Origin of the sequence: Nocardia stercoris (genome assembly GCF_003696265.1) — a bacterium.
Lineage (GTDB): Bacteria > Actinomycetota > Actinomycetes > Mycobacteriales > Mycobacteriaceae > Nocardia > Nocardia stercoris.
The window spans coordinates 1,078,988-1,097,300 of sequence record NZ_RFFH01000001.1; the positions used below are offsets into that span (position 1 = coordinate 1,078,988).

Here is an 18,313-nt window from a genome sequence, read left to right on the forward strand (position 1 = left end):
GCGACTATCGTTGGGTGGCAAACAATCTGGCGCTCGGCGCACACGGGGAAGAGCTGGCCGCGCGGTTCCTGCGGGCGGCCGGGATCGAGATCGTCGAACGGAACTGGCGCTGCCGCTACGGCGAGCTGGATCTGATCGGGCACGAAGCCGGGGTCACGGCCTTCGTCGAGGTGAAGACCAGATCCGGACTGGGGTACGGAACACCCGCGGAGGCAGTGACTTTCGCCAAACAGCAGCGAATACGCCGATTGGCGCTGCTGTGGCTCGACGAGCAGGGCGGACCGTACCGGCGGATCCGGTTCGATGTGGTGTCGGTGCTGGTGCGACCGCGCGGTGAACCCGAGATCACCCACCTGAAGGCGGTCTTCTGATGGCACTCGGGCGGGCGTTTTCCGTGGCGGTCACCGGCGTCACCGGGCAGTTGGTGGAAATCGAGGCCGATATCGGCCAGGGGCTGCCGTCGGTGCACCTGGTCGGGCTGCCCGACACCACCCTGCACGAATCCCGGGACCGGGTCCGCGCGGCGGTGCAGAATTCCGGCGAGAAGTGGCCGGACGGGCGGGTGATCCTGGCGTTGTCCCCGGCCACTTTGCCCAAGGTCGGCAGTGTGTACGACCTCGCCCTGGCGATCGCGGTACTCGATGCCGCCGGCGCCGTCCCGTCGGCGCGGCTGGCCGGCGCGGTGCTGCTCGGCGAACTGGCGCTCGACGGCCGGGTGCGGCGGGTGCGCGGCATCCTGCCGGCGGTGCTCGCGGCGCGCGCGGCGGGCCGCGACACCGTGGTGGTGCCGGAGGCGGCGCTACCGGAAGCCGGTCTGGTGGACGGGATTCGGGTGCTGGGCACGCGGACGCTGCGCGAGCTGATCGACTGGGTGCGCGGCGACGGTGCCCTGCTCGTGCCCGCCGCGGCGCCCCCGCCGGCCGAGCGGGTCTGCGCCGACCTGGACGAGGTGGTGGGGCAGGACGAGGCCCGCTGGGCGCTCGAGGTCGCGGCAGCCGGTGGGCACCATCTGCTGTTGACCGGTCCGCCGGGGATCGGCAAAACGATGCTGGCCCAACGGCTTCCGGGACTGTTGCCGCTGCTCAGCCCGACCGAGGCGTTGGAAGTCACCGCGATCCACTCGGTGGCGGGAACCCTCCCGGGCGATGATCCGCTGATCACCGTCCCGCCGTTCGTGGCACCGCACCATTCCACCTCGGTGACGGCCATGGTGGGCGGCGGTTCGGGTTCGGCGCGGCCGGGCGCCGTGAGCCGGGCGCATCGCGGCGTGCTGTTCCTCGACGAGGCCGCCGAGATCGGCACGAAGGTCTTGGAGAGCCTGCGAACGCCGTTGGAGGAGGGTGAGATTCGCATCGCCCGCCGCGACGGGGTGGCCTGCTATCCGGCGCGGTTCCAGTTGATCCTGGCCGCCAATCCGTGCCCGTGCGCGCCGGCGCGGGATGTGGACTGCATCTGTGCGCCGCTGGCGCGGCGGCGGTATCTGGGCAAGCTGTCGGGGCCGCTGATGGACCGCATCGATATCTGGGTGCAGATGCACGGCCAAGCCAGTGGTACGTTCGCCGCCACCGAGGTGGAGAGCAGCGCGACGGTGCGGGCCCGGGTGGCTGTGGCGCGGGCGGCGGCCGCGGCGCGGTGGGGTGAATTCGGCTGGGCCACGAATGCCGAAGTGCCGGGCCATATTCTGCGTCGGCGCCAGCGATTGCCGCGCGAGGCGGTGACGCCGATCGAGAGCGCGCTGCGGCTGGGGCGGATCTCCGCACGCGGTGCGGACCGGGCCGTGCGGTTGGCGTGGACGATCTGCGATCTGCGTGGCGGTGAGGTGCCCGGCGCCGAGGATGTGTTGCAGGCACTCAATTTTCGGCAGCGTGGAGGCACGTCGTGACCGCCGGTGCCGACGAGCGGCGGTTGGCGTGGGCGTATCTGTCGCGCGTGGCCGAAGGACCGAGCGCGGCACTGTCGGACCTGATCTCGCGGGTCGGCGTGCTGGAGGCGGCCCGCGCGGTCCGGCAGTGCGACCTGCCCGCCTCGCTGCTGAGTGCCACCGCACAGCGGCGCGGAACCGATTGCGCCGAAAGGGATCTGGAGCTCATGGCGCGCCTGGGCGGCCGCCTGGTCACTCCCGACGATCCGGAGTGGCCGGCCTGGCGCCTGCTCGGCCTGGGGCAGCTCGACCCTGGGCGGGATCCGGCGGCGACCGGGCCGTTGGCCCTGTGGGTACGTGGTGCCGTGCCGCTCGCCGATGCGACCGAGCTGGCTCTGGCCGTGGTCGGCGCCCGGTGCAGCAGCGGCTACGGCGAGCACGTGACCGCCGAGATCGCCGGCGAGCTGGCGGGCCGCGGCTGGACGATCGTGTCGGGGGCCGCGTTCGGCATCGACGGTTGCGCGCACCGGGCGGCACTGGCGGTCGAGGGCCTGACGGTGGCGGTCCTGGCGTGTGGTCTGGACCGACCGTATCCGGCCGCGCATCACCGGATGTTGGAGCGGATCGCCGAAACCGGTTCGGTGGTCAGCGAATACGCGCCCGGCGTGGCGCCGTTGAAACACCGCTTCCTGGAACGGAACCGGTTGGTGGCGGCCCTCGCCGACGGAGTTCTGGTGGTGGAGGCGGGTCTGCGCAGCGGAGCGCGCAACACGGTGAAATGGGCCCGCTGCCTCGGGCGCCCGGCCATGGCGGTCCCCGGCCCGGTGACCGCCGCGGCCTCGGCCGGCTGTCACCGCATGATCCGGGAGGGGGAGGCGCTGCTGGTTTCGGAAGCGGCCCAGGTCGTCGACGAGGCCGGTCCGCTGCGACTCTCGATGCCGACCGGCACCTCCGCCGCCGACCACCTGGACGGCCCGCAGGCCGCGGTGTATGCGGTACTGCCGCAGGTGGGTTCACGCCAACCGGCCGAGGTCGCCGAGTCCGCCGGCCTCTCGGTGCCGGCCACCCGAGCGGCGCTGGCCGGGCTGGAACTGACCGGTTATGTCGGCTCCGACCACAGCGGCTGGTACCGCACGGCCCAGGCCGGCTGACGACTGTCGTGCTGAGACGGGCGGGAGGTGTGGGCGGCGTGGGGACTTGCTCGAGGTGGGGACGGCGGGTGACCGTGGGGATGTGGACGATCTGCCGGTGAAGTGGGAAGAACTGCTCGACGAGTACGGGCGGCAGTTGGGGTTGGGGCGCAACAGGTCCGCGCATACCGTTCGGGCGTATCTCGGGGACGCACGGTCGCTGTTGCGGCATTTGCGGGCGCGGGCGGCGGATGCGGAGGTGGAGGACATCGATCTGGCGCTGCTGCGGTCGTGGCTGGCCGAGCAATCCGCGGCGGGGGCGGCGCGGAGCACGATGTCGCGGCGGGCGTCGGCGGCACGGGCGTTCACGGCTTGGCTGACCGGAACCGGGCGGCTGGCAGTGGATCCCGGGCCGCGCCTGGTGGCGGCGCGGCCGCAGCGCGCGTTGCCGGCGGTGCTGGGCCGCGAGCAGGCGGATGCGGCGATGGATGCGGCGGAGTCCGGTGCGGCGGAACAGGATCCGATGGCGTTACGGGACCGGTTGATCGTGGAGTTGTTGTACGCCACCGGGATTAGGGTGGGTGAGCTGTGCGGTCTCGATCTAGACGACGTCGATCACGAGCGGCGGCTGGTCCGGGTGCTGGGCAAGGGGGACAAGGAGCGTTCGGTGCCGTACGGGGTACCGGCCGCAGCCGCGCTCGATGCCTGGCTCCAGGTGGGACGGCCGACGGTGGCGACCGACCGTTCCGGTGCGGCACTGCTGCTCGGGCGGCGGGGCGGCCGCCTCGACCAGCGTCAGGCCCGCAGCGTGGTGCACGAGGTGGTGGCGGCCGTTCCCGGCGCGCCGGACCTCGGCCCACACGGGCTACGGCACTCGGCCGCGACGCACCTGCTCGAAGGGGGTGCCGATCTCCGGGTGGTCCAGGAGATCCTCGGCCACGCCAGTCTCGCAACGACGCAGCTCTACACCCAGGTGTCGATCGAACGCCTCAAAGCCGTCCACAACCAGGCTCATCCGCGGGCTTGAGGTGCCGCTCGAGCGGCTCGTGGTGGCCGGCGCGGACGCAGATGCAAGGGGTTGCTCCGGGATAGTTGTAAATCTACAATCATTGTATGCTTACAAGTAATCGTGGGCGGGCGTCGATGGTGTTGGCGACGTGCTGTCTGAGCCTGCTCATCGTGTCGATGGACGCGACCATCGTGAACGTTGCGATTCCGGCGATTCGCGCGGATCTGCATGCGCCGCTGTCGCGGCTGCAGTGGATCATCGACGCCTACACCCTCACGCTGGCCGGGCTGCTCATGCTGGCCGGTGGGCTCGCCGATCGGTTCGGGCGGCGGCGGGTGTTCCGGATCGGGCTGGTCGTGTTCGCGCTCGGGTCGCTGCTGTGCAGCCTGGCGACCTCGGTGGACATGCTGATCGGGGCGCGGTTCGTGCAGGCGGTCGGTGGCTCGATGCTGAATCCGGTGGCGATGTCGATCATCACGCACACGTTCACGGGCGCTCGGGAACGGGCTCGGGCCGTGGGGATCTGGGGCGCGGTCGTCGGGGTGTCCATGGCGCTCGGCCCGATCGTGGGCGGCGGGCTGATCGACACGCTGGGCTGGCAGTCGGTGTTCTGGATCAACTTGCCGATCTGCGCCCTGGCGCTGCTCGGGACCGCGCTGTTCGTTCCGGAGTCCAAGTCCGCGACGGCGCGCGGCATCGACCCGGTCGGGCAGCTGCTGGCCATGGTCTTTCTGCTCAGTCTCACCTTCGCCATGATCGAGCAGCGGCCCACGGTCCTCGTGGTGTCCGCGGTCGCCTTCGCGGGCTTCCTGCGCTACGAATCGCGGCACCGGGATCCGTTCGTCGACCTGCGCTTCTTCCGCAGCGTCCCGTTCGCCGCCGCGACCGCCACGGCGGTCATGGCGTTCGCCGGATTCGGGGTCTTCCTGTTCCTGTGCTCGCTGTATCTGCAAGAGGTGCGGCACTATTCGGCCGTCCACACCGGGCTGCTGTACCTGCCGATGGCCGCCGCGGTTCTGGTCTGTTCGCCGCTGTCGGGGCGCCTGGTCGGCCGGTTCGGCACCCGACCGTCGCTGGTCGTCGCGGGACTGTGCATGGCTGTCGCGGGCGTCGTGCTCACGACTATCGGCACCGACACTCCGCAGTGGCAGCTGGTGATCGCGTTCGCGGTGTTCGGGATCGGCTTCGGGACGGTCAACGCGCCGATCACCACCGCGGCGGTCAGCGGTATGCCGCTGGACCGTGCGGGTGCCGCGTCGGCGGTGGCCTCGACCAGCCGACAGGTGGGCGTGAGTGTCGGTGTGGCACTGTGCGGTACCTCGGTGGATCCGGTGGGCAGCGACGTCTGGTGGATAATCGCCGTACTGGCCGTGGGGGTCGCCGTGCTGGGCATCGTGTCCTCGACCGGCTGGGCGGTTCGCTCCCGGGACCGCGTCGCCCCCTTGCTCGAACAGAAAGCGCCCGTCGATGTCCGCTGACCCACCCACCCCGGACGAGGTCTGGAAGCTGATCACCGCGACCGTGATGGACACCCGCGACGGGTGGAAGCGGGCGGTGGCCGAGCGCACCGGACTGCCGTTCAGCCGGGTCCGGGTGCTGCGCCGGCTGCATGCCGGGCCGCTGAGCGTCAAGCAGCTCGCGCACGCCGCCGCCATGGACGCGCCCGCCGCCACGGTCGCGGTCAACGATCTGGAGGAACGCGGCCTGGTCGTGCGCGAATGCGACCCGAACGACCGGCGCACCAAACTGGTCTCGATCACCCCCGCCGGCCGAGCCGCGGTGGAACGAGCCATGACCACCCCCGACCCGGCGCCGGAAGCAGTGCGCGCACTCACGTCCGACGACCTGTCGACGCTGGCCGCCATTCTCCGTAAGTTGCACTGAACCAACCGAATCGGCGCCGATCGCGGCTGCGCGCGGCGCCGGCCTACGTGCATCGGCGGCGAAATGTCCTCGCCGCTGCGGCCCGAATTCGTCAGCTTCGCCGCATGTCCGAGCAGGAGTCCGTCAGTCCGCTGCGCGAGCGTTTGCGCGCTGCGCTGCCCGCCGCGATGAAGGCCCGCGACCGGGTGGCCGCCGCCGCACTGCGGTCCGCGCTCGCTGCCGTCGACAACGCCGAAGCCGTCGACCCCGCCACCCTAGGCGCCGGTGCGGTGAAGACCAGCGCCGTCGGCCTCGGTGTCGCCGAGGTGCGGCGCCGCGAGCTCGCCGAGTCCGACGTCGAGCGGATCGTCGGCACCGAGATCGACGAACGCCGCACGGCCGCAGCTGAATACGAGCGCCTCGGCCGGACCTCCCGCACCGCACAGCTTCGCGCCGAGGCCGACACCCTCGCGGCGCACTTGACGCGATAGGGGTCTGCCGGGTCGAGCGGCCGGCGGGAGCGCCGTCACGCTTGCCGCGTACCTCGCAGCTAGCGACAGCATGTCAGCGTGCGGGGGTGATGGCGTCGAGGTAGCGGCGACCGATGGCGTGCTGGAGCATTCGGGTGACCGGCCCGCCGAGCCGCGCGTACCAGGTCCCGGGGCGCGAGAACGCGGCGATCACACCGTGGACGCTGTCGTCGGCGGGGTCGTACTCGACCGCGAACAGTTCCTCGCCGATCTCCGGGTGCCCCGGCAGCGTGCCGTAGGCGAAACCCCGCCGGTCCGGTTCGTCGAGGACGTACACCACCTGGCAGGGCGCCTCGATGCCGATCGGGCCCACGCCGAGACGCACCGTCAGCCGGGTGCCGGGGCTCGCGACGGGGGTGCTCGCCCGCGCGAAGATTCCCGCGGCGCGCTGCATCCGGTAGGCGAGGATCTGCTCGGCCGCGGTCTCGAAGAGCGCGCGCCCCGATCCGAGCCGCCGCCGGAGCTCGAATCGGTGATACCCCGCAGGCACCGGACCATCCGGCTCCCGCGTGGCGCCGACCTCGACATAAGTGAACGGAGGCGTCGGATACGATGGCGACATGCCGCCATCTTGCCCGCCGCCCGCCGTCCTGTCGCTGCCCTGACGCCGATAGCCTCCGCCGCCACACCATCCAACTCCATTGGCGCCGAAACCTTCTCCGCCCTCGCCTCGACCGCCGCGGCTGTCGACCCGGCGAGTGCGGTCGTCGCCGGTTCGGTTGTCGCCGTGCGGTTTCTGCTGTCACACTGCTCGGCTCGTCTCGCCTCGACCGTGTTCGTTTTCGCGTCAACTGCTTCGCTCGTTGGCGTGTCCGGTTCGGTTGTCGCTGCGACCGTCTCCGTGGTGGTGCCGACCGCGTCCGCTGTGGTGCCGACCGATTCGGTCGTCGTGGCGACGGGTTCCCTCGGCGCGCCGACCGGTTCCGCCGTGGCACTGCCCGGCTCCGCCGCTACGCCGGATGTCTCCGCGGTCTCAACGGGTTTCAGTCGCAACGGGACCGGGTGCAGTAGGCCCAGCGGGTCGAGGTAGTCGCGACCTCGTCGCGCACCCCAGTGCAGGCACGTGCCGGTGCAGCCGGGGTGGCCGGACTCGAGTGTGCCGATCGGGCTGCCGCGGTCGACGCGTCGGCCGACTGCGACGGATGCTCGGACCGGCTCGTATGTGGTGCGCAGGCCGCCGGGGTGTTCGATCGAGACGACCGGGCGGCCGGCGACCGGACCGGCGTACACGACATCGCCCGGTCCGGCCGCGAACACCGGCTGGCCCGGCGCACCGGCCAGGTCGACGCCGCGATGGCCGGGTAGCCAATCGTGGTCGGGCTTGTCGAAGGGCCGGACGACGGCCGGCCGCGGCCGCAGTGGCCACTCGAAGCGGGCGGGCACCGGACGGGCCGCGGCGGGGGCCGCCGACAGCAGCAGGGGGAGCAGCAGAAGCAGAATCGACCAGCGCATGACAGCGACTGTCCGCCCGGCGAGCGCGTGTCGGAAGAGCCCCACCGGCGAGTGTGGATGAATCGGTGCACTGTGGATATCTCCTGTGCCGGATTCCGGGTACGCGCATGTCGGCGTGCGGATACCCCTGCCAGGACGGAACAATGGTGCGGTGACCGATCAGGATCCGGGTGAGCCGGGCGTACGGCTGGACTACCGGTTCACCCTCGCCAACGAACGCACCTTTCTGGCCTGGATCCGCACCTCGCTGGGCCTGCTCGCCGGTGGTGTCGCCGTGCACGAACTCGTCCAGCCGTTCCGGCGGCACGGCGCGCGCACCGCGCTGGGTGTCAGCTGCATCGTGCTGGCCACGATCGTGGCGGTCGGCGCCTACGCGCGCTGGCGGCACGTGGAGGCGGAGATGCAGGCCGGTCGCCCGCTGCCGCGCACGGTGATGGTCCCGATCCTGGCCGCGGGGATCGCGATCGTCGCGGTGCTGGCCGTCGTGGCGAGCCTGATGTCGTGAACATGGTGCGGCCGGATCCGGCCACCGGATTGGCCGCGGAACGGACCGTCCTGGCTTGGCGGCGGACAGCGGTGGCGGCCATGGCGAACGTGGTGCTGCTGTTGCGCAACGCGGTCGGCGCCGATCATCGGGCGGCGCTGGTTGTCCCGCTGGTCGGGGTGGTGGCGCTGCTGACGGTGGCCGTGATCGCGGTCCGCCGCAGCTACGACCTGCGGGGTCCGGGCGCACACCGGGTCACGGACAGCCGCCGCTCGGTCGGCGCCGTCGCGCTGTCGGTCGCGGTGGTCGGAGCGGCGGCATTCCTGACGGTCGCCTCCCTGGTCTGACGTGCGGGTTCGGGCGCGCTGACCAGGGCGATTTCTGTTGCGGGCCGAAGACTCGTAGACTGGATCAGCGGTTCACACACGTGTGACCGACTTCGCGCGCCCGTTCGCACTTCTGCCACCGGCTGGTCCCCGAGGGGTCCGATGGCATGCGGGCGCCAGGGCAGGGGTCGCCGATCCCTGCGTCAACCGGCAATGAGAGGCGGGTACGCAGCCATGGCTGTCGTAACCATGAAGCAGCTGCTCGACAGCGGCGCACACTTCGGACACCAGACCCGGCGCTGGAACCCGAAGATGAAGCGGTTCATCTTCACCGACCGCAACGGCATCTACATCATCGACCTGCAGCAGACGCTGACCTACATCGACAAGGCGTACGAGTTCATCAAGGAGACCGTCGCCCACGGTGGGACCGTGCTGTTCGTCGGCACCAAGAAGCAGGCGCAGGAGTCCATCGCCTCCGAGGCGACCCGCGTCGGCATGCCCTACGTGAACCAGCGCTGGCTGGGTGGCATGCTCACCAACTTCGGCACCGTGCACAAGCGCCTTCAGCGGATGAAGGAGCTGGAGGCCATGGAGCAGACCGGTGGCTTCGAGGGTCGCACCAAGAAGGAAATCCTCATGCTCACGCGTGAGAAGAACAAGCTCGAGCGCACCCTCGGCGGTATCCGGGACATGGCCAAGGTCCCCTCGGCCATTTGGGTCGTCGACACCAACAAGGAGCACATCGCCGTCGGCGAGGCTCGCAAGCTGAACATCCCGGTCATCGCGATCCTGGACACCAACTGCGACCCCGACCTGGTCGACTACCCGATCCCGGGTAACGACGACGCGATCCGTTCCGCCGCCCTGCTGACCAAGGTCGTCGCCTCCGCGGTGGCCGAGGGTGTGCAGGCCCGGGCCGCGCGCGCCGGTGGCGACGCCAAGCCCGAGGCCGGCGCCGGCGAGCCGCTGGCGGAGTGGGAGCAGGAGCTTCTCGCGCAGGCCGCGCCGGCCGCCGAGGAAGCCGCTGTCGAGGCGGAGTCCGCCGCGACCACGGCCGACGCCTGATCCTCGTCACCGCAGTGTTCACCATGCCGGCCCTTCCTGTTCGGAAGCGGTCGGCATGGTGTTGCTAGGACAACGTGCGTAAGCGCACCGGAAACTTCTGACCCAGACTCTGTAGAAACAGGAGGCTCGCCGACATGGCGAACTACACCGCTGCCGACGTGAAGCGGCTCCGTGAGCTGACCGGCTCCGGCATGATGGACTGCAAGAAGGCCCTCGAGGAGGCGGCCGGCGACTTCGACAAGGCCGTCGAGGTGCTGCGCATCAAGGGCGCCAAGGATGTCGGCAAGCGCGCCGAGCGCGCCACCGCCGAGGGCATGGTCGCCGCGCAGGACGGCGTCATGATCGAGATCAACTCCGAGACCGACTTCGTCGCCAAGAACGCCGAGTTCCAGAGCGTCGTGGGCGAGATCGTCGCCGCGGCCGCCAAGACCCGCCCGGCGGACCTGGACGCGCTGAAGGCTGTGGCCGTCGACGGCAAGCCGGCCGACCAGATCGTCCAGGAGCTCGCCGCCAAGATCGGCGAGAAGCTGGAGCTGCGTCGCGTCGTGGCCTTCGAGGGTCCGGTCGCCACCTACCTGCACAAGCGTTCCTCGGACCTGCCGCCGGCTGTCGGCGTGCTGGTGGAGTACCAGGGCGAGGGTGACGCCGCCGCCGAGGCCGCTCGCGCCGCCGCCATGCAGATCGCCGCGCTGAAGGCCAAGTACGTCACCCGCGAAGAGGTGCCGGCCGAGGTCGTCGACAAGGAGCGCACCATCGCCGAGGCGACCGCCCGCGAGGAGGGCAAGCCGGAGGGCGCGCTGCCGAAGATCGTCGAGGGTCGCGTCAACGGCTTCTACAAGGACGTCGTCCTGCTGGAGCAGTCGTCGGTCACCGACAGCAAGAAGACCGTGAAGCAGCTGCTGGACGAGGCCGGTGTCACCGTGACCCGCTTCGCCCGCTTCGAGGTCGGCCAGGCCTGATCCGAGCCGAAACAAGCCCTTCCCCCAGCGGATATCGCTGGGGGAAGGGCTTTTTCGTTGCCGCGCAGGGTTACGGGCAGGGGTTCTGGACGTACACCACACCGGAGTAGGTGCCGGCGAGGATCTGGCATACCAGGTTGCCCGCGGAACCGGACGCGCTGCCGGTCGCACCGGTGCCGGTGGCGATGTTCTCGGCCGGGGCCGGCGCCGGGTCCAGGGTGAGCGCGGTGGCGGGCGCGGCGGCGACCGCGCAGGCGGCCACGGTGAGGCTCGCGAGAGCGAGCGATCGGGTGACGGTCATGGGTACTCCTGTTCGATTGTTGTGCTGTGAACTTCCTGTGAACACAAAAGCCCCTCACCCGTTGGTGTGAGGGGCTTTTCGGTCATATCGGGCGTTAGATGTCTCTTATGCGCTACCGACGGTGCCGGTCGGGCCGAGTGCGGTGGCGAGGTTGCCGAACGGAACTACCGAATCGCGCCGAAACGATCGCTGGATGGTTGCGGCCCGAGCGCGGCCGGGCGTCCGCAGGTGTCGTCACGCGGTTCATCGAGCACGCCGGAGCCGGGAAACTCTGTGATCCCGCGGTGAGGCGGCGGTGACCTGGCCCGCCGCGAGGTTGCCGGCGGTGAACCGGGGACTGGGCGAGGGGTCGGCGAGCGGTCTCGATCACCGATAGGGCAGGATAGAAGCCGGAATTTCGTCACCGGCCCGTGCCCATCCGGTCACCGGGTGGTCTTCTGGCGGGCGCCGCGATCGTCGTCGACGAGGCTGCGGGGCCAACGGGCGGGAGGCGGTTCGGAGCATCACCACGCTGGCCGGCAGGCGCCCTGTCGCCGAGGAGAAGGAGATCCATGTCCGACCCGGAACCGGCCCGCAAGGGATATCACCGCGTACTCCTGAAACTGGGTGGCGAGATGTTCGGCGGCGGCCGTGTCGGACTCGACCCGGATGTCGTGCAGACCGTCGCCGAGCAGATCGCCGAGGTGGTCGCCACGGGTGTGCAGGTCGCCGTCGTCATCGGTGGTGGCAACTTCTTCCGCGGCGCCGAACTCGAGGAACGCGGCATGGAACGGGCCCGCTCGGACTACATGGGCATGCTCGGCACCGTGATGAACAGTCTTGCGCTGCAGGACTTCCTGCAGAAGCAGGGCGTCGACACCCGGGTGCAGACCGCGATCACCATGAGCCAGGTCGCCGAGCCCTACATCCCGCTGCGCGCCCAGCGGCACCTGGAGAAGGGCCGCGTGGTCATCTTCGGCGCCGGCATGGGCATGCCCTACTTCTCCACCGACACCACGGCCGCGCAGCGGGCGCTGGAGATCGGTGCCGAGGTGGTGCTGATGGCCAAGGCGGTCGACGGCGTCTACGACGCGGACCCGAAGGTCAACGCCGACGCCACCATGTTCTCCGAGATCACCCACAAGCAGGCGATCGAGCGCGGTCTCAAAGTGGCCGATTCGACCGCGTTCAGTCTGTGCATGGACAACCAGATGCCGATGTTGGTGTTCAATTTGTTGACGAAGGGCAATATCGCCCGGGCGGTTGCCGGTGAGAAGATCGGAACACTGGTTCGATCCTGATCGCCGCGGTCGTGGCGAAGCGGTGGACAACAACGAATGCTGTGGAGGAAACGGTCGTGATTGAAGAAGCGCTCTTCGATGCCGAGGAGAAGATGGAGAAGGCCGTCTCGGTAGCGAAGGACGACCTGGGCGGCATCCGGACCGGCCGCGCCAACCCGGGCATGTTCAACCGCATCGTCGTCGACTACTACGGGACGCCGACGCCGATCACCCAGATGTCCAGCATCACCGTGCCCGAGCCGCGCATGGTCGTCATCAAGCCGTACGAGGCGGGACAGCTGCGGGAGATCGAGACCGCGATCCGCAACTCGGACCTGGGCGTGAACCCCAGCAACGACGGCAACATCATCCGGATCGTGGTGCCGCAGCTGACCGAGGAACGCCGCCGCGAACTCGTGAAGCAGGCCAAGGGCAAGGGCGAGGACGCCAAGATCGCGATCCGCAACGTCCGGCGCAAGGTGATGGACGAGCTGAGCCGCATCCAGAAGGACGGCGAGGCGGGCGAGGACGAGGTCGGCCGGGCCGAGAAGGAACTCGACAAGACCACCGCGAAGTATGTCGCCTCCATCGACGAGCTGGTGAAGCACAAGGAAGCGGAGCTACTCGAGGTCTGAGGACCTGGAGTACGACTGCCTGATCCGGCCGGAGGCGTGAGCGCGGCGTGACCACGCAGGCCGCCCGGATCAGGCGAATAGATACGGACGAACTTTGATCGACGGGACAACAGTGGCCGACGACGTCGTGGCCGGGCGGGACGCTCCGGACAGTGAGGTGCCCGATGCAGCACCGGCTCCCGAGCCGAGTGCCAAATCCTCGCGCGCCGGCCGCAACCTGCCTGCCGCGCTCGCGGTGGGCTTCGCGCTGGGCCTGACGCTCGTCGGTTCGCTGCTGTTCGCGCCGAAGCTGCTCATCGGCGAGGTCGCGATCGCGGTGGCGATCGCGACCTGGGAGATCACCAAGCGGCTGCGGGAGGCCGACGTCCAGGTGACGCGGATTCCGCTGCTGCTCGGCGGGCAGTCCGTGCTGTGGCTGGCCTGGCCGTACGGAACCCAGGGGGTGGTGGGCGCGTTCGCGGCCACCGCCCTGGTCTGCATGGCGTGGCGGCTGTTCGATCGGGGACTGTCCGCCCAGCCGCGAAACTATCTGCGCGACACCGCGATTTCGCTGTTCGTGCTGACCTGGGTGCCGTTGCTGGCGTCGTTCGCGGTGCTGCAACTGCAGCAGCCGCACGGCAATATGCGGGTGCTGACGTTCATGATCCTGGTGGTCTGTTCCGACGTCGGCGGCTACACGGCCGGCGTGCTGTTCGGCCGGCATCCGATGGTGCCCGCGATCAGCCCGAAGAAGTCCTGGGAGGGGCTGGGCGGTTCGCTGGTGTTCAGTGTCATCGGCGGTCTGCTGACGGTAACGCTCCTGCTGCAGGCGAATTCGATGATCGGTGTGGTGCTGGGCATCGGCCTGGTGCTGATCGCGACCTGCGGGGATCTGATCGAGTCGCAGGTGAAGCGGGACCTGGGGATCAAGGACATGGGGACGCTGCTGCCGGGGCACGGCGGGATCATGGACCGCTTGGACTCGATGCTGCCCGCGGCGATGGTGTCTTGGCTGGTGTTCACCGCGCTGCTCTGACACTGCGGGCGGCCGGTCCGACGGCGCGATGATCCGGCCGGTGCCTGATCCGCGCTGCGCTCCGGACCGGCTCGCGGTGATCCCGGCTGGTGTTCGTGGCGCTGTCCCGGCCCCGTAGACTGGGCAAGTTATGGCTACCCCTCTCCCGCTCGTCTTCGATGCTCCGCGCCGTGGCATGCCGCCGCGGCATCTCGCCGATCTCGACGCGGACGAGCGCCGTAAGGCGGTCGAGGAGCTGGGGCTGCCGAAGTTCCGGGCCGACCAGATCGCCCGCCAGTACTACGCGCGGCTACAGGCCGACCCGGAGCAGATGACCGACCTTCCGGCCGGTGTGCGCGCGAAGATCGCCGAGACCCTGTTCCCGCCGCTGCTCACCGAGGTCCGGCACATCGCCTGTGACGACGGCGACACCCGCAAGACGCTGTGGAAGGCCGGTGACGGCACCCTCCTCGAGAGCGTCCTGATGCGCTACACCGACCGCAACACGCTGTGCATCTCCAGCCAGGCCGGCTGCGGTATGGCCTGCCCGTTCTGCGCCACCGGCCAGGGCGGCCTCAACCGCAACCTGTCCACCGCCGAGATCGTCGACCAGGTCCGCGCGGCCGCGGCGGCGCTGCGCGACGGCGACGTGCACGGTGGCCCGGGGCGGCTGTCCAACGTCGTGTTCATGGGCATGGGCGAGCCGCTGGCCAACTACAAGCGGGTGGTGGCCGCGGTACGCCGGATCACTTCACCGGCCCCGGACGGTTTCGGCATCTCGCAGCGCAACGTGGTGGTGTCGACGGTGGGTCTGGCCCCCGCGATCCGGAAGCTGGCCGACGAGGACCTGTCGGTGACTCTGGCTGTGTCGCTGCATACTCCGGACGACGAGCTGCGAGACACGTTGGTACCGGTCAACAATCGCTGGTCGGTCGCCGAAGTCCTCGACGCCGCACGGTATTACGCCGACAAGTCCGGCCGCCGAGTATCGATCGAATACGCCCTGATCCGTGACATCAATGACCAGCCGTGGCGTGCGGACATGCTGGGTAAGAAGCTGCACAAGGCTCTCGGCTCCCGGGTGCACGTGAATCTGATCCCGTTGAACCCGACGCCGGGTAGTAAGTGGGATGCGAGTCCGCGGCCGGTGCAGGACGAGTTCGTGCGTCGGGTGATCGCGCAGGGTGCGCCGTGCACGGTCCGTGATACGCGTGGCCGTGAGATTGCCGCGGCGTGTGGGCAACTCGCCGCCGAAGGCTGATCTCTTTTAAGTCCTGCCCAGGTCGTCTCTGTCGGCGCAGCCTGGACAGCAGCGTCCTGAACCGATGCGGGCTGGTCCGGGCCGAGTTTGCGAGGATGGCTCGGTGTGGAAACCGGCGCCCATCTTTCATGGCGAATTCGAGGCCGAGCTGACGACGCAGCCCGCCGACGCGGAGCAGCTGGAACGGTTCGCGGCCGAGCGTGGGCTCATGTTCACGCGCATCATGCTGGACCGGGGGCGGGTGCGGGACCAGCCGAAGCTGACCTGGTCGGCGGCGGGCAACTACCCGAAGGTGGAAGCATCGATCTTCGCGTTGGTCGCGGACGTTCGTGCGCTGGGTATTTGGTTGGCGCGCATCAAGATCGGGGCGTCACCGCAAACGGTCGGGGTGCCCGAATCGGATACAGCTGCCCGGGAGCTGGGGCAGGCCTACTACTTCGAACACCACATCGAACTGCTGCTTTCCGACACCACGGAGGCAGATGGTCTCGCCGACCTCGCCATGGCGCACACGGCACACCTGTCCGCGAATGCCCGGCCGGTTCGCGCCGACGGACAGCTCGAACGGTATGTCACCCAGCGCTGCCGGTTCGTCGGCGATGAGGTCGCCGCCGCCAGATGCGCGGCACTGGTCGCGGCGCTGCGGGCCCAGCACTATCAGGTGATATCCGTCGAGAGGGTATTTGTCGTCCACGACAGCACCCCGGGCGTCGCCTACCGATGGATCACGGAGAAGCCGGACTCGGTGCTGGAAACGGCCACGGTTCACCGCTGGAACATCCGAACCGGGACGGGGTCCCTGACCCGGGCCGACGGTTCGCCGGCCTGGTTTCATCTGGCCGACCTCGCATTCCGGGACGTCCTCGAGTTACGGGAGGGAGATCGGGTCGACGCGTTCATCCAGTACGGTCCAGAAGCGGGCTATCCGCGGCCGACGGAGTCGGTTCGGCGACAGGACGTGACAGACCGGCCGGCGGCCCTCGACTACCTGCGATTCGAATTCACCAACTTCGCGGAGTATGACGAGGGTGTCTTCGCGCACGATTGCCAATGGGTCCACACCAAGCACTTCCGGCTGCAGTCGGAGGCGATCACCGACCGAATGATCCTGGCCGCAGTGATTGCCCACCCGCAGTTCGGCGACGACTACCTCGGGCCCGACTCGGCCACGAAATCGAAGCCGGTGCATGGAAAGTGGTGGCGTCACCGCATCGGACCGGATACCTACCAACAGGTCGACGCGGATCGTGCGATCGCAATCTTCGACGAGTGGGCGGGCGAGGTCGACGAAATGCCGGCGCGCTTTCGGAAACGACTGGAGGCTCATGTCTACGCGCCGACTCGGACGGCAACGAACTGCTATGTGCTCGGGCCGCTCTCATCAGACGCGGTGTACGACTACGGGGATGTGCACGTCGGGTTCTGCGAGCTGGTTCTCATCGACCGGGCAGCGAACACTGTCACGCTGCTGGTCGGCACGGACGACTGACGAGACCGAGCGGATCGTTGTCGTTGGCGGCCAACCTGGGCCGGCGACTCGCCGCCCACGGAATCAGCTACCCCGCCGGTTGACTGCCCTCGCCTGACGTTTCTCTCTCGTGGAGTTCCGCTTCTCGTTCGTCAGCCCATTCGCGTGCTGCCGAGATTGCGTGACGGAGATCGGCAATCTCCAGTCGGTTCTTGACATCTGGCCTATCAAGGGTGAACTGCACCGTTGGTGACCCGTATGCACCGAGAGTGATCGTTTCGATGAGGAGCCACTGCTGGAGCTCGGAGAGAGGGCCGCCAGAAATCGCTGACGCGAGCACCCGGTCGGCCGAGCCGTCCGATTGAAGGGTCTCGATATCGTCGAGTGTCTGTTGGCAGTGCTGCTTCATGTCCGCTAGGTCTTCGTCATCGCTGGCGAGCCCGGCGCCGTCGATGGTTGCGATAGTGGCCCGCAGTCGCCGGTGATGCTCGTCAAGGAGCTCTGTGTCGGGGGTGAGAGACTCGTCCCCGAGCCGACTAGCAAGGTCGGGCGCAAACGGCCAAAGCTGGTGGAACGCTGGGCGGCGGAAGGATTCGAGGTAACGCCCAGCGAGGTGCTGGATAACCCCCAACACTGAGGCTGGATCGGAGCGTTTGTCCTGTCGGAACAGGTGCCGCCGCTGTCCCTCGCTTCCGCGACAGAACCAGATATCCTCCTCGTCAGAATGACGGACCTGGAGAGATTCGCCGCAGATCTCGCAATCTGGGACGGGTCGCAGCGGCCGGACGTTTGCATACTGGCGATTGATCGCTTCCAATGCAGCTAGGGCGGCAGACCGATCAGCCTTCCATGACATCCACCGGTCGAACCCGCGGGCGGCACGGTGGGGATGGTCGTTGGCGACCAAGGTCTTCGCCTTCTCGCGTAGCGTATAAGAGTCGTGGCTGCTGTCAGCAGGGCAGCGAATGGTGAGCGTGCCTGCGTCGGCGTCATAAGCGGCGACGGCCTCGACCTCGCAGAACGCGACAGGATCGGCATCACGCAGGATGTCATGACATGGTCCGGTCACGGTCGTCGCAGTCGAGGCTGGCGGCCATGAGCCCTGAGCGAGTCGTTCGTGTCCCCAACTACGAGTCAGTGCGTTGAGCTGATCTTCGGCTGACCTGATCCTTTTCTTCAGGTCTGCCCGCTGCGCCCGCAGGTGGTCGGCCTCTTCTCTTGCCGCGGTAGCCTTTCGCCATGAGTCCGTCGTCGTGACCGCATAAGCCGATTGTTCCTCTGTCAGCGGCATCCGTTGGTCGACTCTGCACGCCTTGCAGCCTCGCTGGATGCCGGAAGCTGTGAGTTCCGCGAAGGTGTAGTTGCGCGGCTTGGCTTTTCCGAGGCTTCTGCAGTCAGGCATATGGACAGTCCCTGTGCCGGTAACCGCGACGGTCGCGGTGATCGTGGTCAGTGGACCCGGATCGGCTCCGCTCCCACCACGCTCGACCGAGCTGAAGGCGCGGATCGCCACGGAGAAGCTAACTTCGGACATCGGTTCCCTCCTGATTGCCCGTGATCGCGACCTCGCTGGTGCCTGAGCGGTCGGCTCACCATTGTGTCCGTTCTCGGGGAGCCCGGTAGCTTCAACCATGCGACTGGGTCCCGCAACCTCATGTCGGGTATGTGGATTGCAGGTATCAGCAATGGTTTTCGGAGCGGATCGGTGCTGGC

19 protein-coding genes and 1 pseudogene are annotated in these 18,313 nt (G+C 68.8%); 16 read left to right on the forward strand and 4 right to left on the reverse strand.

All coding sequences use genetic code 11. From position 1 onward, the window contains the following. Window positions 1-14: 14 nt before the first annotated feature. The 7 genes from EBN03_RS04915 (at window position 15) to EBN03_RS04945 (ending at window position 6,354) form a co-directional block, all read left to right on the forward strand. Window positions 15-371 carry a YraN family protein gene (locus EBN03_RS04915; protein ID WP_122186560.1) on the forward strand — a complete coding sequence of 119 codons (357 nt, stop codon included), beginning with the start codon at window positions 15-17 and terminating at the stop codon, window positions 369-371. Beyond that, window positions 371-1,882 (forward strand): YifB family Mg chelatase-like AAA ATPase, encoded by a 1,512-nt coding sequence (locus tag EBN03_RS04920; RefSeq protein ID WP_122186561.1) that lies wholly within the window; start codon window positions 371-373, stop codon window positions 1,880-1,882. Before EBN03_RS04915 ends, EBN03_RS04920 begins: the two co-directional genes overlap by 1 nt. Next, on the forward strand, window positions 1,879-3,012 hold the full coding sequence (gene dprA / locus EBN03_RS04925) for a DNA-processing protein DprA (protein WP_233608121.1): 1,134 nt from the start codon (window positions 1,879-1,881) through the stop codon (window positions 3,010-3,012). Before EBN03_RS04920 ends, dprA begins: the two co-directional genes overlap by 4 nt. 82 nt (window positions 3,013-3,094) lie before the next feature. After that, window positions 3,095-4,018 (forward strand): tyrosine recombinase XerC, encoded by a 924-nt coding sequence (locus tag EBN03_RS04930; RefSeq protein WP_407671078.1) that lies wholly within the window; start codon window positions 3,095-3,097, stop codon window positions 4,016-4,018. 86 nt (window positions 4,019-4,104) lie between these two features. Continuing rightward, complete coding sequence (locus EBN03_RS04935) at window positions 4,105-5,478, forward strand: MFS transporter (protein WP_122186563.1); 1,374 nt, start codon at window positions 4,105-4,107, stop codon at window positions 5,476-5,478. Next, a complete protein-coding gene (locus EBN03_RS04940) occupies window positions 5,468-5,884 on the forward strand; it encodes a MarR family winged helix-turn-helix transcriptional regulator (protein ID WP_122186564.1) in 417 nt (138 codons plus the stop codon). The genes EBN03_RS04935 and EBN03_RS04940 overlap by 11 nt, the downstream gene beginning before the upstream one ends. Window positions 5,885-5,988: 104 nt before the next feature. After that, window positions 5,989-6,354, forward strand: a complete 366-nt coding sequence (locus EBN03_RS04945) for a GatB/YqeY domain-containing protein (protein ID WP_122186565.1) — start codon at window positions 5,989-5,991, stop codon at window positions 6,352-6,354. A gap of 73 nt (window positions 6,355-6,427) precedes the next feature. Here the strand turns inward: EBN03_RS04945 and EBN03_RS04950 are convergent, their stop codons facing one another. Together EBN03_RS04950 and EBN03_RS04955 are read right to left on the reverse strand one after the other, a co-directional pair. Beyond that, window positions 6,428-6,955, reverse strand: coding sequence for a DUF1990 family protein (locus tag EBN03_RS04950; protein WP_122186566.1), 528 nt, complete (start codon window positions 6,953-6,955; stop codon window positions 6,428-6,430). 515 nt (window positions 6,956-7,470) lie between these two features. Beyond that, window positions 7,471-7,845: pseudogene (locus tag EBN03_RS04955) on the reverse strand (murein hydrolase activator EnvC family protein); the annotation flags it as partial. A 151-nt stretch (window positions 7,846-7,996) separates the two neighbouring features. Here EBN03_RS04955 and EBN03_RS04960 point away from each other — a divergent pair. The 4 genes from EBN03_RS04960 (at window position 7,997) to tsf (ending at window position 10,682) form a co-directional block, all read left to right on the forward strand. Next, the gene (locus tag EBN03_RS04960) at window positions 7,997-8,350 is read left to right on the forward strand and encodes a YidH family protein (protein WP_199742588.1); all 354 of its coding nucleotides are present in this window, start codon (window positions 7,997-7,999) and stop codon (window positions 8,348-8,350) included. A 2-nt stretch (window positions 8,351-8,352) separates the two neighbouring features. Continuing rightward, complete coding sequence (locus EBN03_RS04965; protein WP_122186832.1) at window positions 8,353-8,676, forward strand: DUF202 domain-containing protein; 324 nt, start codon at window positions 8,353-8,355, stop codon at window positions 8,674-8,676. Between the two features lie 213 nt (window positions 8,677-8,889). After that, complete coding sequence (gene rpsB / locus EBN03_RS04970; RefSeq protein ID WP_122186567.1) at window positions 8,890-9,723, forward strand: 30S ribosomal protein S2; 834 nt, start codon at window positions 8,890-8,892, stop codon at window positions 9,721-9,723. 134 nt (window positions 9,724-9,857) lie between these two features. Next, a complete protein-coding gene (tsf, locus tag EBN03_RS04975) occupies window positions 9,858-10,682 on the forward strand; it encodes a translation elongation factor Ts (RefSeq protein ID WP_122186568.1) in 825 nt (274 codons plus the stop codon). A 70-nt stretch (window positions 10,683-10,752) separates the two neighbouring features. Here the strand turns inward: tsf and EBN03_RS04980 are convergent, their stop codons facing one another. After that, complete coding sequence (locus tag EBN03_RS04980; protein ID WP_122186569.1) at window positions 10,753-10,983, reverse strand: hypothetical protein; 231 nt, start codon at window positions 10,981-10,983, stop codon at window positions 10,753-10,755. A gap of 551 nt (window positions 10,984-11,534) precedes the next feature. Here EBN03_RS04980 and pyrH point away from each other — a divergent pair. The 5 genes from pyrH (at window position 11,535) to EBN03_RS34465 (ending at window position 16,621) form a co-directional block, all read left to right on the forward strand. Continuing rightward, on the forward strand, window positions 11,535-12,263 hold the full coding sequence (pyrH, locus tag EBN03_RS04985; RefSeq protein ID WP_122186570.1) for a UMP kinase: 729 nt from the start codon (window positions 11,535-11,537) through the stop codon (window positions 12,261-12,263). Between the two features lie 56 nt (window positions 12,264-12,319). After that, window positions 12,320-12,877 (forward strand): ribosome recycling factor, encoded by a 558-nt coding sequence (frr, locus tag EBN03_RS04990; RefSeq protein ID WP_122186833.1) that lies wholly within the window; start codon window positions 12,320-12,322, stop codon window positions 12,875-12,877. 112 nt (window positions 12,878-12,989) lie between these two features. Continuing rightward, a complete protein-coding gene (locus EBN03_RS04995) occupies window positions 12,990-13,892 on the forward strand; it encodes a phosphatidate cytidylyltransferase (protein WP_122186571.1) in 903 nt (300 codons plus the stop codon). Window positions 13,893-14,022: 130 nt separating this feature from the next. Continuing rightward, window positions 14,023-15,132, forward strand: coding sequence for a 23S rRNA (adenine(2503)-C(2))-methyltransferase RlmN (gene rlmN, locus EBN03_RS05000; RefSeq protein WP_122186572.1), 1,110 nt, complete (start codon window positions 14,023-14,025; stop codon window positions 15,130-15,132). A gap of 103 nt (window positions 15,133-15,235) precedes the next feature. Next, window positions 15,236-16,621, forward strand: a complete 1,386-nt coding sequence (locus EBN03_RS34465; protein ID WP_199742591.1) for a hypothetical protein — start codon at window positions 15,236-15,238, stop codon at window positions 16,619-16,621. 67 nt (window positions 16,622-16,688) lie between these two features. Here EBN03_RS34465 and EBN03_RS33605 read toward each other — a convergent pair whose 3' ends face one another. Then, window positions 16,689-18,134 (reverse strand): hypothetical protein, encoded by a 1,446-nt coding sequence (locus EBN03_RS33605; RefSeq protein ID WP_147471464.1) that lies wholly within the window; start codon window positions 18,132-18,134, stop codon window positions 16,689-16,691. Window positions 18,135-18,313 lie beyond the last annotated feature (179 nt).